Origin of the sequence: Bacillus sp. 205(2023), assembly GCF_037027485.1 — a bacterium.
Classification (GTDB): domain Bacteria; phylum Bacillota; class Bacilli; order Bacillales; family Bacillaceae; genus Bacillus; species Bacillus halotolerans.
This window is the reverse complement of record NZ_JAXCHF010000005.1, coordinates 233,323-247,914: the sequence shown is the minus strand read 5'-3', so window position 1 is coordinate 247,914 and position 14,592 is coordinate 233,323. Positions and strand designations below refer to the sequence as shown.

The window sequence follows — 14,592 nt, the reverse complement described above, 5'->3', positions numbered from 1 at the left end:
CACTACTCCTTTCTTGACCTATTTATGATTAAGCTGGTTTCTGAGCGGGTTATTTCGCAGCCCCGTTCTTCTGATATACGTCTCCGCCTTCACATCGACAGGCAGATCAGGCAAATATTCTTTGTCCCATGTATCCCTCATTTTTTTCCACTGCTTCGGATACTTCCTGTATATCGTGTCTCCGAATCCGATAAAGTCGATTTTATGTTCCTTAATCTTTTCAACTGCATGGTTGATTTCCTTTTCCAGCTGTTTATTGAGTGCTTTTTCGATATCGGCTAACACCTTTGGGTCAGACAAATGAAATGGATACTTTACTGCGTCTATTATGCCTTCAACCGTCACGTGAACATGTATGCGGGGACGGCCGTTTCGTATTTCCGGGTTAAGCTTTGTTGTCTGATGCGTGACCTGTAAGCTTACCGCATCTTTTGTCTTGTCCCAATCGGCATTAATAAACGTATGCTGGATTTGATTCTTAAGCCAGACAACTCCAACTTTGTCCTTATCTTCAATCCAATATTTTAAATGGCCTCTTTTATCGAATACCGCCAAACCGTCCGCCTGAAGAATGGCTTGCGGGTCAGTCGCCTGTGTGTTTTCCAGGCTGACTCCTTTTTTATCGTCCCCGATCATCCTGTATCCGGGGATCACCGGTGCTTCTGTGGTGAGGGCAAGTGTTTTCAAGACATCTTGGATATTGGTTTTAATCACCCGCCCATATTGCGCTTGCGTGAAGTCGAGTGTTTTATTGACTTTATTGGACGGTATTTTATCAATCGGCGTAAGCGTTTTGACGATATTTTCGGCTTTCGTTTTATGGGCGATGACAATCGTTGCCGTGGTCCTGAATTCCGTATCGCGGTCAAGGTTATCTAACACAAAATTCAAACCTTCCTCTCTCGCCAGCTTTTCACTGATCACGACCAGATTGGTATGGGCAAAATAAAGCCGCCTGGATACTTTCATAGAGGCTTTTCTGAGCGCTTCCGTCATGTTGTCGCCTACTATGGAATAGACGGATATAGGCGGCCTGTCTCCCGCGCCGCCGCCCTGAAGCCCTCCGGCGACGTTTCCGGGATTAATGATCTGAAAGTGCAGTACGTAATTTCCTTCATTTGTCCGATCAATGCCGATTGCCGAAATAATCGCAAGATCTGTCAGCTCACGCTTATCCCAGCAGCCGGGCAGCACAATGATGCTCAAAAGCATGATAAGGGCTAGTACACGTTTACGTATCATCTTGATCTCCTTCTCTCAACTCTTTGTTCACCATTCCGCGTGAACCATCCGGCTGAGGACGCTGGTCTTTCCCCTGACGGACCTTATCTTTTTTACTGATGGATTCAGGTCTTTTCTGGTCGGCCCACCAAGGAACACGGAACAGCGTGTCCTTCACGCCTTGTGAAGAAAAGGGCGCAAGCGGCGACATATAAGGAACACCAAAGGAACGCAGACTGCATAAATGAACAAACATCATAATAATCCCTAATACCAGCCCGTAAAAACCCATTACGGCAGAAGCAATGATAAACATAAACCGAATGAGGCGGGCAGATATCGCCATGGCAAACGCCGGGGTTGCAAAGCTGGCAATGGCCGTTATGGCAACGATGATGACCATAGCCGGAGACACGATACCAGCCTGAACAGCAGCTTGGCCGATAACAAGCGCGCCTACAATGGAAACAGCCGATCCTACAACCCTCGGCAGTCTGACCCCAGCTTCCCTGAGAATCTCAAAAGCAACCTCCATTGTGATGGCTTCAACAACGGCCGGAAACGGAACGATTTCCCGCTGGGCAGCAATGACGATTAACAGCTGTGTCGGAATCATTTCCTGATGAAATGTCGTGGCTGCCACATAAACAGCCGGTGCGACAAGTGAAATAAAAAAGATAAATATCCGCAGAATCCGTATACTTGTCGCAATGTCAAAGCGTGAATAATAATCTTCAACCGACTGAAAAAATTGAATAAATAAGGCTGGGGCAATCAGAACAAACGGTGTTCCGTCCACAACGATTGCAAATCTTCCTTCTAATAGATTTCCTGCGACGACGTCAGGGCGTTCCGTGTGATACATGGTCGGAAACGTCGTAAACGTTTCGTCTTCGATCAGCTGCTCGATGTATCCGGATTCTAAAATACTGTCAATGTCTATTTTTTTCAGGCGCTGCCTCACTTCCTTCAGCACCTTTTCATCACAAATGCCGTGAATGTACATCAGCGCGATATCCGTATTTGTCACAGAACCGATTTTCATTTTTTCGACCCATACATTGGGATTTTTAATGTATCGCCGAATCATGGAAATATTGGTTTGCAAAGACTCTGTAAACCCTTGGCGCGGGCCCCGGAATGACACCTGGGTGCTCGGCTCTTGTATGGAACGGTGCTCTCCCCCCTGGGTGCTGCAGATAAGCGCCTCATCAGAACCGTCCGCAAAAACCAGCGCATTTCCAAGCATCAATTCAGTGAACAGCTTGTCCCAGCTCTTTTCAGCTTTCACTCCGCCCAGCGGAAGCGTTTTTTCAAGGATCTGCTTGATCGCATGGGCGTTTTGGATGGTTTGATCCTGAATCAAAGGCTCGATTAACGATTCATGTATCGTGTTATTATCGACCAAACCCGCGATATAAATAATGGCCAGGTGAACTTCATCCTGTTCCCCTGCTTTCACTTCCCGAATAATGACATCAGAGCTGCTTCCGACTTTCTTCTTCATGTCCGCCACATTTTTCGCCAAACTTGAAGAAGCCAGAATCGGCCCTTCTTCTTTCTTCTGCTGATTCTTATCTTCTTGTTTCTGGCTGTCTTTCGTTTCGGTATTTTTCTTTTGCTTAAAAAATGACGGCATACACAAAATACCTTTCCTTATCGTTTTCTCATATTCTTCCTGTTAGCTTTAAGATTATGCATGTGACTGGCGGGTGGGTATAACTCTCTCATAAAGATAGACACTAAAAGAGGAGGGTGATGAAGGATGAAAATATTAGGCATAACGGCTATTTTATTAATTTGTTTGTTGGTGATTTCAGTTTTCATGGACATGCTTCAAGGATTCAGTTTGGGAAAAGCCATTTATAATAATATGTCCAGCTTCAAGATGACATCGTTTGCGGAATGGATGATGCTTTTATTTTTTGTTTTGTTATTGGTGAGAGAGATATTCGTGATCTATAAATCGAACAAAAAAAGCCCCTAGAGCGAGGCGCTTTTGTTCAGACGATCATATTGCCGTTTACCTTATCTCCGCTGTTGTTGGTGATGGTTCCTTTGATGATTCGATTTCCGATGATGGTGGAATTGGTTGAGGTATCCGTTTGAATGGCCACCGCCGTGCTTGCGGAGAGGTTATTGATGGTGTTTCCTGAAATGATAGAGCCTGAGGAGCCGTTGAGATAAATCACAATCGGTCTGCCGACTGTTCTATTGACTGAAAGGGTGTTATCAAAAATGTCATGAACGCCGGTGCTGATATAGATGGTCACTAAAAGAGGAGATCTTTCAAAGTGGTTTCCGATAATAGAGGTTTTTGCACTTGTCGTACAGTAAATCGGGTAATTTTTAAAGTTTTTAAATGTATTGTTTTTAACGATTGCGCCAGCATTGTTTGTGACAGAAACGGCATACGATTCAAGGGCCGCTTCAAACGCGTCGGGGTTAAGCGTATTTCCTTCGATCAACGCGCTTCCTTGAGCGATCCAAATGCCGCGGCTGAATTTTCTCAGCACATTGTCTTTAATGATCATATCGCCTCCTGAAATGTTCACCCCGTCGATGACTTGAATAAGACAGTTATTCAGAAATGCGGTATTATCAGACAGCACCGCTCGAAGGCCGGTACTGCGCCTTGTTTCAGACAGTCCGTTTTGAATCTGGTTGCCGTCTACCTTTACGTCGGAAGATTGATAAACCAATATCCCTGTGTTTTCAAAATTGCTGATTTTGTTGTTCGTGACAAGAACGCTCTTTCCTCTGACATCAATTCCGGTTGAAAATCCGGTAATGAGGTTGCCGGCGATCACTGCATCACTGCTTTCTTTTCCTTGTGAAACACCCAATCCGGTAATCCCGACTCTAGGCGCCGCAGCCGCGTCTTCCGCCCTTCTGAGAATATTCCCCTTAATGACCGTTTGAGTGCCGTACCCATAGCTGATCGTATTGTCTGAGTGGTTTCCTTCTATTGAAATGCCGTACCCATTAAAATTGGTCACAGAACTTGAAACGTTTCCATTAAAATAGTTATTTCGAATCGAGACATTGAGCGGTTCCTCATAATCAATATTTCCTTCACCATATCCTTCAATATCAATTCCGAATTTCGGCGCTGTACCATTTCCCGTTCCGGCACCTTCAATCACGCAGCCCTCCACCGTAACTGTGTCACATCCGGTAATCGAAATGTTATTTCTCCTCGATCGCCGAACCTTACAGCGGCGGATGGTAATGTGCTCTGATGTTCGATAATCGTTATTTGTCTTTAAGCCCCGCGGACTGATAATGATCCCATCTCCGGTAAAATCAGAAATGTTAACATCATCAATGACAACATTCGAACACCCTTCAATACAAATGCCGAAGCCCCATTCATGGGTTGACCTTATCCCCGCGGACGCATACGTATGCTCGTCGCGCTCGCCGATAATTTGTCCACCGGAAATGGTTATATTCTCTTGCTTGCCTACATAAAATGCAGAATACCCCCAGGAGCTGTTCGGAATGACTTTGATGATACACTCAGGGTCCATGACGATATTAAGATTGCCGGGAACAATAATCCCAGCGTTGCGAAACACCTGGCTCGCATCCCCTCCAAGCGTCCCGTCAATTAAATATGTTCCTTTCGGGAACCAGACTGTATGGTACCCCTTTGAAGCAGCCGCGCTGAGGCATTGATTAATCAGTTCTGTCGAATCCGTTTTTCCGTCCCCTGAAATACCGAAATCTGCTGCATTCAAGATGAATTCAGCCAATGATCCAACCTCCTCCCGCATGATTGTTACCATGATATTCGCGGCAGCCCGATCTGCTTGTACATTTCTCTAAAATTTTATTAAAAAAGTATAAAGAAATACTATCGTTAGAAAATGTAACAAAATAAGACATAAGAAACAGGAAAAACTCACTATTTTCTACCTTTATAGTTTTTCCATTCTGGAACTTCTTGAAATGAGTATAATTTATATTGACACAAGTATTATATAAGAATATGATTTTTATAATACACTTTTTTAAGAAAGGGTTTGGCTGACATGGCTTCGATTGATAACGAAAGTATCATTAAAAGCGTCCCGCAAAAAGGGTTCTTTGGTCACCCGCGAGGACTATTTACACTATTTTTCACCGAATTTTGGGAGCGTTTCTCTTACTATGGAATGAGAGCAATCTTGCTTTACTATTTGTATACAGAGACGGTAAACGGAGGGCTTGGCTTTGACAAAGGCACTGCGGTTGCCATTATGTCGATTTACGGATCACTCGTATACATGTCCACTATTATTGGCGGATGGCTCGCTGACCGGGTATTCGGTACCGCAAACACCGTGTTTTACGGCGGCATATTTATTATGTTCGGCCACATTGCACTCGCCTATCCGGGCAGCGCGATAGCATTCTATATCAGCATGGTGCTTATCATTATCGGAACAGGCTTATTAAAACCAAACGTTTCGAGCGTCGTTGGAGATCTTTACACGAAAGAAGACCCGCGCCGCGACTCAGGTTTCAGTATTTTCTACATGGGGATTAACCTCGGCGGTTTACTCGCGCCGTTAATTGTCGGAACACTCGGACAGAAGTACAACTATCATCTCGGCTTCGGAGCTGCCGCGGTCGGAATGCTTCTTGGACTTATCGTATTTGCTTTGACAAGAAAGAAAAACCTCGGACCTGCAGGTTCCAATGTGCCGAATCCGCTGTCTAAAAAATCTGCAATTGGCACCGGAATCGGTGTTATCATTGTGGCGATCGCAGTGATGATCTCTGTACAAACAGGCGTGCTGACGATCAACGGTTTCATCGACCTTGTAAGTATTCTCGGTATTTTGATTCCTGTTATTTATTTCATCATCATGTTTACAAGCAAAAAAGCGGACAAAACAGAAAAATCTCGTCTTGCCGCTTACGTTCCTTTGTTTATCGGTGCTGTCATGTTCTGGGCCATTCAGGAACAAGGAGCGACCATTCTTGCGGTATACGCTGATGAACGCATAAGACTTTCATTGGGCGGAATAGAACTTCAGTCATCTTGGTTCCAATCATTAAACCCCTTGTTTATCGTCATTTTCGCACCAATTTTCGCATGGCTTTGGATGAAGCTTGGCAAACGCCAGCCGTCCACACCAGTTAAATTTGCGATTGGAATTATTTTAGCCGGATTGTCATTTATCATTATGGTATTCCCGGCTATGCAAGGGAAAGAAGCACTCGTAAGCCCGCTGTGGCTTGTTCTCAGCTTCCTGCTTGTCGTGCTTGGAGAGCTGTGCCTGTCTCCAGTCGGTTTATCCGTGACAACGAAACTGGCGCCAGCTGCATTCTCTGCACAGACAATGAGTATGTGGTTTCTGACTAACGCAGCAGCCCAAGCGATCAATGCCCAAGTAGCCGGATTGTTTGATAAAATTCCTGAAACAACTTACTTCGGCACCATCGGCTTGATTTCTATCATTCTCGGCGGCATTCTGCTGCTGATCTCACCGATCATCAAACGTGCGATGAAAGGTATCTTATAATAAAGAAAATCCCGCAGATCAGCCCTGCGGGATTTTTATTTTTCTATCCATTCCATTAAGCTTTGCCCGAAGGTCTGCGGTTCCTCCAGCATCGGCTGGTGCCCGCTCTTTTCAAAGATGACCTTCTTCACATGCGGATATATACCGTCAACGGCATCCCACAACGATACAGGAGCAACCAAATAGTCATATCTGCCTAAACCGATATAGACAGGAACATGAACGTCTGCTAACCGCTGTATGAGGTTCATCTGTGCGAATGTATGTCCCCATAATTCATCTATGATCGGCATATTGGTGTCAACACCTTCCCATAAAGCTGCCGCATCCGGCCTCTCTTTATAAAAGCTTTTCGCTTCAGCGCGAATGCACATGTGCACGAAACGCCTTTCAGGATCTTTTTCTATGTCACTTGCTAAACTTGCAATATCTTTTTCGAAACGTTTCTTTCTCTCAGGACTGGCTGTTTCCCTAAAAAATGCTTCACTGTCCCGCTGTCTCTTTTGACTGTTATCAGGCGCTGAATTGAGGAGCACGGCCTTTCGCACATGCTCAGGGTACTTTCTGGCGTATTCTAATGCCATAAACGCGTGCCCCGAATGTCCCATGATGATAAAATCCTTAAGCTGAAGATGGCGTCTTATCGCTTCAATATCGTCCAAAACTGCATCCAGGCTTTGATCTTCCGGCCGCAGCGCCCGCGCCGGCTTGGCAAAACCCCTGTGATCGGCAAATATCCATTGATATTTCTGTTTGATATCCTGATGAAATAGACGCGGGTAGTAAACCGCACTGCCGATCACGAGAATCCGCGCGCCCTCTCCTTCAATACAATAAGATAAATCAAAACCGTCTGAATGACAGATCCCCTTTGTGACCATTCCTCACGCCCCCTTTATCTTTATATGGTTCATTATACTAATAAAAGCCTGACGCATGGCGTCAGGCTCTTTCATTTATCGTTTTAATTCCTCAAGCGTTACTTCCCATCTGTTCAGCACCTCTTCAGCATTGTGAAGCTGTATCCTGACACCGGAAGTGATATCAGCATACTTTGCAACATCCTCCTTAGCTGAAGCGATACGGCAGGCAAAGCGTTCCCTGTCATAGACCGCATCGTTCAGCGGCGGGAGCGGCTCACATTGCAGTTTTACGTAATGAGCGGCTCCTTTCCACCATGCAGTAAGCTGGGCTTGTCCCGTGCGAAGGATATTTCCCGCGGTCTCTGTGTTTTTCCACAGGGCGATCCGGATATCCGTCCGATTCAGGGCGATGATTTCTCCGGCGCTGATCATAGCGGCATGCGGCCAGCCGTCCTCCGATACCGTTTGCAGAACGAAGGCTTCATGCTGCTTTTCTTTCAGACGTTCCCCGTCAAGCAGCTCAAAGAGACGGTCTGATAGTCGGTTCACGCCGATCAGGCCTTTCGTTCCGGAACAGCGGGAACTTCAACCGCTGTTTCTGTTTCTTTTGGATCGATTTTAAAGGCCGGATTATATTTTTCCGGATTTGTAATACTTTCCGGTTCACATGATCTCCATGTAAAAAAACATGTTTGGCATTGATAGACTTCCCATGCTCCTTCTACAGGCGATTTGCTCATGACTTCTCCTTTTTTTGAATCGCATCGAGGACATGTATGCATGTCGAATCATCCTTTCCTTATTTATTCATCAAGTCCATTAGTTTTTGTTCCCATTCTTTTGTTGTTAATGGAGAATCAAGCGGCTGTGAATAATGGCCTCTTGTTTCCGGCGCAACAGGTGTTGTGGCATCAAGAATCATTTTGTGCGTGATTCCTGATGGATTTGATCCCGGGTCAAGCGGCAGGACAGATAAATCCGGTATAATGACCGCATCGTGTTTCGGGTGCATTTTTGTAGAGAGCGCCCACATGACCTGCGGCAGATTGAATGGATCGACATCCTCGTCGACAACGATAACCATTTTGCAGTAGCCGAGTCCGTGCGGGGTTGTGAGCGCGCGCATGCCGACCGCTTTCGCAAATCCGCCATAGCGGTTTTTTGTTGATACAATCGCGATTAAACCGTGTGTGTACATGGCGTTCACAGCCACAATTTCATTCGGATACGCTTCTTTTAACTGCTGATACAGCGGCACACAAGTATTAATGCCGATCATGTAATCACATTCTGTCCACGGCATGCCTAAGTATAAATGTTCAAAAATCGGGTTGTTTCTGTGATACACGCGGTTAATTTTGATAATCGGCATGCTGCGTCCGCCGGAATAGTGCCCTGTAAATTCACCGAATGGCCCTTCATATTCACGTTCTCCGGCAATGATTTCTCCCTCAAGCACAACTTCTGCTCCCCATGGAATATCAAGGTCAGACAGCTTTGATTTTACGATGCGGTACGGTTCTCCTTGGATTGCTCCCGCCATTTCGTATTCGGATTGATCATAGAGAAGCGGAGTGGATGCCGCAGTTGTGATGACCGGTTCACATCCGAGCGCAATCGTGACCGGAAGATTGATGCCGCGTTCTTCGGCTTGGCGCAGATGGATCGCGATATCGTGCTGCGGCACAGGCTGAATGCCGAGGCGGTCTTTTCCCTTTACCTGCATTCTGTATATGCCGACATTTTGTTTGCCGAAGTTGTCAGGGTCCTCAAGGTCGCGGGAGATGACGCATGCTTTGTCTAAATAGTAACCGCCGTCTCCTTGGTTAATTCTGAAAAGAGGCAGGATATCGAACAAATTGATGTCCTCTGTGATTTCATTTTCATGAAATGGCGCTGTTTCTTCGCGTTTGACCGGCATCGGAAACTGTTCGTATCGCTTCGCAAATTCAAAAAACTGCTCTTTCACCGGTGTATCTTTCGGCAGTCCCAGCATCATCGCGTGGTTCGGCCAAGAGCCGATGACATTCATCGCGATTTGCGCATTGTTGTAGCCGTAAATATTGTTAAATAACAGTGCAGGGCTTTTATCGCCGAGGTTGCTGGCTGCCCGTGCAGCTGCTCCCAGATCAGGCTCAGGCTTTACCTCTTCATTCACCGTTAACAATTGTCCCTCTTTTTCAAGGGCAGCGAGAAATTCTCTGAAATCTTGATAAGCCATCATCAAGCTCCTCCTTTTTGTTTTTCAATTCCATTCCAGCGCTTTGCCTCAGAAAGGCGCAGGCCGAATTGATCCAAAGTTCTGAATACAATATGGTCGACCATTTCTTCTAAGCTGCTCGGCTGATTATAAAACGCCGGCATCGGAGGAAGAATAATCGTTCCCATTTTTGTGAGTGCAAGCATATTTTCGAGATGAATCTGGTTCAAAGGTGTCTCTCTTGTTAAGAGAACGAGCTTTTTCCGCTCTTTCAGCATGACATCCGCCGCGCGAGTCAGCAGATTATCCGCCATCCCGGTGCGGATGCTCGCAAGCGATTTCATACTGCACGGCGCCACAATCATGCCATCGGTATCAAACGAGCCGCTGGAGATGGCCGCCGCCTGGTCCTTATGCGAGTATGTGTATGTGGCCAGCTTTTCAACTTCTTTTAACGTGTAGCCTGTTTCATGTTTGATGGTAACGTTAGCCCAAGGAGACACAACGAGATGGGTTTCCACTTCCGCTGCCTTCAGCCATTCTAATAGCCTGACACCGAAGATAGCCCCTGTTGCCCCTGTCATTCCGACAACGAGTTTCAAATTTTGCCCCTCCTTTACGCTTGAATTCTGTCTTCATTTCAATCATACTCCTGATATATCCATATGAAAAATATTCGTTAAATCTATAATCAATACCTAAAAGGTATATAAAAGGAGGCCCTTCTTTGGACATTCGTCAGCTGCGATATTTCATTACCATTGCCCAAGAACAAAAGATCACCTCTGCCGCCAAAAAACTCCATATGGCGCAGCCGCCGCTAAGCAGGCAGCTCAAACAGCTGGAGGATGAGCTGGGTGTGGTATTGTTTGACCGCAATAAGAAAAAACAAATGACCCTTACATATGAAGGAAGCATTTTTCTCAAAAGAGCCAAAGAGATTCTGCACAGGTTTGAAGATGCGGTCATTGAGGTACAAGAGCTGAGGGAGGAGGTTGCCGGCACGCTGGCTGTGGGTTCGACGATTTATTGCGCCGCTCTTATGCTTGAGAAGGTGACGCAAATGAAAGAAAGATATCCGCACCTCACCTTTAATATTTGGGAGAACGAGCCGGCAACGCTGTTAGAGTTGCTGGAAAGCCGACAAATCGACGCCGCTGTCACGACAACCATGATAAAAAGCGATACCGTCCAATTTAAAAAGCTTGACGACATTCCATGTGTGCTCGTTCTTTCTGATGATGCCGGGTATACATGCGTAGACACCATTCAAATGGAGGACATCCCTTCTTTCCCGCTGATTCTGCTGCGGCCTGTGAACGGAAAAGGCGTTTATAACCAGGTCATGAATGAATTTCAGCGTCTTCAGCTGGAGCCGCGTATTGTTTGTGAATGCCACGACTCAGCAACACTGCTCAGTCTCGTCTCATCAGGATTTGGCGCGTCCATTCTGCCCGTCACCATGATTCCTGTTCATATGAGAAACCACATTCACACAGTTAAAATCGAAAACAACCCCTTCGTTATGACACCGGCTGTCATGTGGAGAACTGACAGTTATTTGCCAAAACCGGTACAGCAATTTTTGAATTTATTTTAAGTGTTTTTGTCTCATGAAAACCAAATACTTGACTCATACTAAAAAAAAGTTATCCTTTAGATTTGTAAGCTATTTTTTCATTTCAACAAAATTAATCAGAAAAGTGGGGAATAGAATGAAAAAAGCACTTTTAGCTTTATTCATGGTCGTAAGCATTGCAGTTCTCGCAGCTTGCGGAGCAGGAAATGACAATCAGTCAAAAGATAACGGAAAAAACGGCGATCTTTGGGCTTCAATTAAGAAAAAAGGCGTACTGACAGTCGGTACAGAAGGAACGTACGAACCGTTCACTTATCATGACAAAGACAATGACAAGCTGACTGGCTATGACGTGGAAGTCATCACAGAAGTCGCAAAACGCCTTGGACTGAAAGCCGAATTCAAGGAAACACAGTGGGACAGTATGTTTGCAGGACTGAATTCCAAACGGTTTGACGTCGTTGCCAACCAAGTCGGAAAAACAGATCGTGAAAACCAATATGACTTCTCAGACAAATACACAACATCAAGAGCCGTTGTCGTGACGAAAAAAGACAACAACGATATTAAGTCTGAAAAAGACGTAAAAGGAAAAACGTCAGCTCAATCACTGACAAGCAACTATAACAAACTAGCTGCAAATGCCGGCGCGAAAGTAGAAGGCGTTGAAGGCATGGCGCAGGCCCTTCAAATGATCCAGCAAGGCCGCGTCGACATGACGTACAACGATAAGCTTGCCGTATTAAACTATTTAAAAACATCAGGCAACAAAAACGTAAAAATCGCGTTTGAAACAGGCGATCCGCAGGAAACGTATTTCACGTTCCGTAAAGGAAGCGGCGAGGTTGTCGACCAAGTCAACAAAGCATTAAAAGAAATGAAAGAGGACGGGACTCTTTCTAAAATCTCTAAAAAATGGTTCGGCGAAGATGTTTCTAAATAATATACCGGCACTGACGCTTGGCACGGCGATCCCGTGGGATCTGGTGCAGCAGTCATTCTGGCCGATACTTTCAGGGGGAATCTACTATACGATTCCCCTTACGATTCTTTCCTTTATATTCGGAATGATACTGGCGCTGATTACGGCGCTTGCCAGAATGTCGAAAGTGAGACCTTTGAGATGGGTGTTCAGCGTATACGTATCCGCCGTACGCGGCACTCCACTTCTCGTTCAATTGTTCATCATTTTCTATCTGTTCCCGGCCTTTAACATTACACTAGATCCATTTCCAAGCGCAGTCATTGCCTTTTCCTTAAATGTCGGCGCCTATGCATCTGAAATCATCAGGGCATCTATTTTATCCGTGCCGAAGGGGCAATGGGAAGCTGGCTATACCATCGGCATGACACACCAGAAGACGCTGTTCCGCGTCATTTTGCCGCAGGCGTTTCGTGTGTCGATCCCGCCATTATCCAATACCTTTATCAGCCTGATCAAAGATACATCTCTTGCTTCTCAGATTCTCGTCGCTGAGCTGTTCAGAAAAGCTCAGGAAATCGGCGCGCGCAATCTCGATCAGATTTTAGTCATTTATATTGAAGCGGCCTTTATTTATTGGATGATCTGCTTCTTGCTTTCGCTCGTCCAGCATGTCATCGAACGGCGTCTTGACCGCTACGTGGCCAAATAAGGAGGTTCCGAGTATGCTTTCCGTTAAAGGATTAAACAAATCATTCGGTCAAAATGAAATTTTAAAAAAGATAGATATGAAGATAGAAAAAGGAAAAGTCATCGCTATACTTGGGCCTTCCGGTTCAGGGAAAACGACGCTGCTTCGCTGTCTGAACGCGCTGGAGATCCCGAATCGCGGGGAGCTTGCATTTGATGATTTCTCCATCGATTTTTCAAAGAAAGTGAAGCAGTCGGATATCCTTCAGCTCCGCCGGAAATCGGGAATGGTGTTTCAGGCGTATCACCTCTTCCCTCACCGCACAGCGCTTGAAAACGTGATGGAAGGTCCTGTTCAGGTGCAAAAACGAAACAAAGAGGAAGTCAGAAAAGAAGCGATTCAGCTTCTTGATAAAGTCGGATTGAAGGACAAAATGGATTTATATCCGTTCCAGCTTTCCGGAGGCCAGCAGCAGCGCGTCGGCATCGCCCGTGCACTGGCAATTCAGCCTGAGCTGATGCTGTTTGACGAACCGACCTCAGCGCTTGACCCTGAGCTTGTGGGTGACGTACTGAAGGTTATCAAGGATTTAGCCAATGAAGGCTGGACCATGGTCGTTGTTACCCACGAAATCAAATTCGCCCAGGAAGTGGCGGACGAAGTCGTCTTCATTGACGGCGGCGTCATCGTGGAGCAGGGGCCGCCTGAGGAAATTTTCTCTGCTCCAAAAGAAGAACGGACCCAGCGGTTTTTGAATCGAATTTTGAACCCGTTGTAAAACCTTAAACAGGGCGCCTGCCGGCGGCCCTGTTTTTTTGTTGAGCCCCTTTCGCCTATTCCGCCCTTTTGTCAGATATGCTACAATGACAATCGATTGATTTTTACGAAAGAAGGGACTTCACGTGAAGCGAGAACTTGTTCTGCGCTGGACATTTTATTTTGCCGGTCTGCTTATTTTGTCTTTTGGTGTATCCCTTACGATAGAAGGAAAAACGCTGGGGATCAGTCCGTGGGATGCATTTCATTACAGCCTGTTTCAGCACTTCGGGCTTACCGTCGGCCAGTGGTCCATCATTATTGGAGCGCTCATCGTCGGATTCACGTCATTGTTTACGAGGGCTTGGCCAAAAATTGGGGCGATCCTGAACATGGTGCTCATTGGTGTTTTTATAGATTTTTTCAATTTTCTTCTGCCTGCCCCCTCCACCTACACAGGCTCCGTCATCGTCTTCTCTCTCGGCGTGCTGCTGATCGGCTACGGCGTCGGTGTTTATGTATCAGCGGGCCTTGGCGCGGGGCCGCGTGATTCACTGATGATGCTGATTACAGAAAAAACCGGCTGGAATGTGCAATGGGTGCGGAACGGCATGGAAATAACAATTTTGTTTGCAGCATGGGGCATGGGCGGTCCGATCGGGTTAGGTACAATTTTAACCGCCATCCTCACCGGTATCATTTTGCGCTTTTCATTGCCGCAATCAATCCAGCTGCTGAATTATGCTGTGGCAAGGCGGACAGCCGCTGTGAAAGCAACTCCGCCTATACACTAAAACAAAGCCGCTTCGGCTTTGTTTTTTTATTTTCTCCTCTATATGAGTCT

The 14,592-nt window shown here is 46.0% G+C and carries 14 protein-coding genes and 1 pseudogene; 7 read left to right on the top strand and 8 right to left on the bottom strand.

Annotated features, from left to right (window positions below; translation table 11 throughout):
* Positions 1–18: 18 nt before the first annotated feature.
* Both WA325_RS14560 and gerKA read right to left on the bottom strand, forming a co-directional pair.
* Positions 19–1,242, bottom strand: coding sequence for a Ger(x)C family spore germination protein (locus WA325_RS14560; protein WP_202853229.1), 1,224 nt, complete (start codon positions 1,240–1,242; stop codon positions 19–21).
* Positions 1,232–2,860 (bottom strand): spore germination protein GerKA, encoded by a 1,629-nt coding sequence (gerKA, locus tag WA325_RS14555; RefSeq protein ID WP_101860976.1) that lies wholly within the window; start codon positions 2,858–2,860, stop codon positions 1,232–1,234. Before gerKA ends, WA325_RS14560 begins: the two co-directional genes overlap by 11 nt.
* A 126-nt stretch (positions 2,861–2,986) precedes the next feature.
* Between gerKA and WA325_RS14550 the strand changes: the two genes are divergently transcribed.
* Positions 2,987–3,208, top strand: a complete 222-nt coding sequence (locus WA325_RS14550) for a hypothetical protein (RefSeq protein WP_105955215.1) — start codon at positions 2,987–2,989, stop codon at positions 3,206–3,208.
* A gap of 16 nt (positions 3,209–3,224) precedes the next feature.
* Here WA325_RS14550 and WA325_RS14545 read toward each other — a convergent pair whose 3' ends face one another.
* A complete protein-coding gene (locus tag WA325_RS14545) occupies positions 3,225–4,979 on the bottom strand; it encodes a right-handed parallel beta-helix repeat-containing protein (protein WP_336183856.1) in 1,755 nt (584 codons plus the stop codon).
* 279 nt (positions 4,980–5,258) lie between these two features.
* Here WA325_RS14545 and WA325_RS14540 point away from each other — a divergent pair, with 279 nt between their 5' ends.
* On the top strand, positions 5,259–6,737 hold the full coding sequence (locus WA325_RS14540; RefSeq protein ID WP_105955217.1) for a peptide MFS transporter: 1,479 nt from the start codon (positions 5,259–5,261) through the stop codon (positions 6,735–6,737).
* A 35-nt stretch (positions 6,738–6,772) separates the two neighbouring features.
* Here the strand turns inward: WA325_RS14540 and WA325_RS14535 are convergent, their stop codons facing one another.
* The 5 genes and pseudogenes from WA325_RS14535 to WA325_RS14515 form a co-directional block, all read right to left on the bottom strand.
* On the bottom strand, positions 6,773–7,618 hold the full coding sequence (locus WA325_RS14535; RefSeq protein ID WP_105955218.1) for an alpha/beta fold hydrolase: 846 nt from the start codon (positions 7,616–7,618) through the stop codon (positions 6,773–6,775).
* 75 nt (positions 7,619–7,693) lie between these two features.
* Positions 7,694–8,158, bottom strand: a complete 465-nt coding sequence (locus WA325_RS14530; RefSeq protein ID WP_105955219.1) for a pyridoxamine 5'-phosphate oxidase family protein — start codon at positions 8,156–8,158, stop codon at positions 7,694–7,696.
* Complete coding sequence (bsdD, locus tag WA325_RS14525; RefSeq protein WP_044161900.1) at positions 8,155–8,382, bottom strand: phenolic acid decarboxylase subunit BsdD; 228 nt, start codon at positions 8,380–8,382, stop codon at positions 8,155–8,157. The genes WA325_RS14530 and bsdD overlap by 4 nt, the downstream gene beginning before the upstream one ends.
* 17 nt (positions 8,383–8,399) lie before the next feature.
* Positions 8,400–9,821, bottom strand: coding sequence for a phenolic acid decarboxylase BsdC (gene bsdC / locus WA325_RS14520; RefSeq protein ID WP_024120198.1), 1,422 nt, complete (start codon positions 9,819–9,821; stop codon positions 8,400–8,402).
* 2 nt (positions 9,822–9,823) lie between these two features.
* Positions 9,824–10,439: pseudogene (locus WA325_RS14515) on the bottom strand (non-oxidative hydroxyarylic acid decarboxylases subunit B).
* 88 nt (positions 10,440–10,527) lie between these two features.
* Here WA325_RS14515 and WA325_RS14510 point away from each other — a divergent pair.
* The 5 genes from WA325_RS14510 to WA325_RS14490 all read left to right on the top strand — a co-directional run bounded on the left by WA325_RS14510 (position 10,528) and on the right by WA325_RS14490 (position 14,542).
* Positions 10,528–11,400 carry a LysR family transcriptional regulator gene (locus WA325_RS14510; RefSeq protein WP_336183855.1) on the top strand — a complete coding sequence of 291 codons (873 nt, stop codon included), beginning with the start codon at positions 10,528–10,530 and terminating at the stop codon, positions 11,398–11,400.
* 115 nt (positions 11,401–11,515) lie between these two features.
* On the top strand, positions 11,516–12,322 hold the full coding sequence (tcyA, locus tag WA325_RS14505) for a cystine ABC transporter substrate-binding lipoprotein TcyA (RefSeq protein WP_059291969.1): 807 nt from the start codon (positions 11,516–11,518) through the stop codon (positions 12,320–12,322).
* Positions 12,309–13,013 (top strand): cystine ABC transporter permease TcyB, encoded by a 705-nt coding sequence (gene tcyB / locus WA325_RS14500; RefSeq protein ID WP_024120194.1) that lies wholly within the window; start codon positions 12,309–12,311, stop codon positions 13,011–13,013. Before tcyA ends, tcyB begins: the two co-directional genes overlap by 14 nt.
* A gap of 13 nt (positions 13,014–13,026) precedes the next feature.
* A complete protein-coding gene (gene tcyC / locus WA325_RS14495) occupies positions 13,027–13,770 on the top strand; it encodes a cystine ABC transporter ATP-binding protein TcyC (RefSeq protein WP_024120193.1) in 744 nt (247 codons plus the stop codon).
* 124 nt (positions 13,771–13,894) lie between these two features.
* Positions 13,895–14,542: a YczE/YyaS/YitT family protein gene (locus WA325_RS14490; RefSeq protein WP_024120192.1), complete on the top strand. Its 648-nt coding sequence runs from the start codon at positions 13,895–13,897 to the stop codon at positions 14,540–14,542.
* The last annotated feature ends 50 nt before the right edge of the window (positions 14,543–14,592 follow it).

Bases quoted from the DNA above. Each gene is read 5' to 3' on its own strand.
- WA325_RS14560 (WP_202853229.1), bottom strand. From the start codon at position 1,242: ATGATACGTAAACGTGTACTAGCCCTTATCATGCTTTTGAGCATCATT.
- WA325_RS14550 (WP_105955215.1), top strand. From the start codon at position 2,987: ATGAAAATATTAGGCATAACGGCTATTTTATTAATTTGTTTGTTGGTG.
- gerKA (WP_101860976.1), bottom strand. From the start codon at position 2,860: ATGCCGTCATTTTTTAAGCAAAAGAAAAATACCGAAACGAAAGACAGC.
- tcyB (WP_024120194.1), top strand. From the start codon at position 12,309: ATGTTTCTAAATAATATACCGGCACTGACGCTTGGCACGGCGATCCCG.
- bsdC (WP_024120198.1), bottom strand. From the start codon at position 9,821: ATGGCTTATCAAGATTTCAGAGAATTTCTCGCTGCCCTTGAAAAAGAG.
- tcyA (WP_059291969.1), top strand. From the start codon at position 11,516: ATGAAAAAAGCACTTTTAGCTTTATTCATGGTCGTAAGCATTGCAGTT.
- WA325_RS14540 (WP_105955217.1), top strand. From the start codon at position 5,259: ATGGCTTCGATTGATAACGAAAGTATCATTAAAAGCGTCCCGCAAAAA.
- tcyC (WP_024120193.1), top strand. From the start codon at position 13,027: ATGCTTTCCGTTAAAGGATTAAACAAATCATTCGGTCAAAATGAAATT.
- WA325_RS14535 (WP_105955218.1), bottom strand. From the start codon at position 7,618: ATGGTCACAAAGGGGATCTGTCATTCAGACGGTTTTGATTTATCTTAT.
- bsdD (WP_044161900.1), bottom strand. From the start codon at position 8,382: ATGCATACATGTCCTCGATGCGATTCAAAAAAAGGAGAAGTCATGAGC.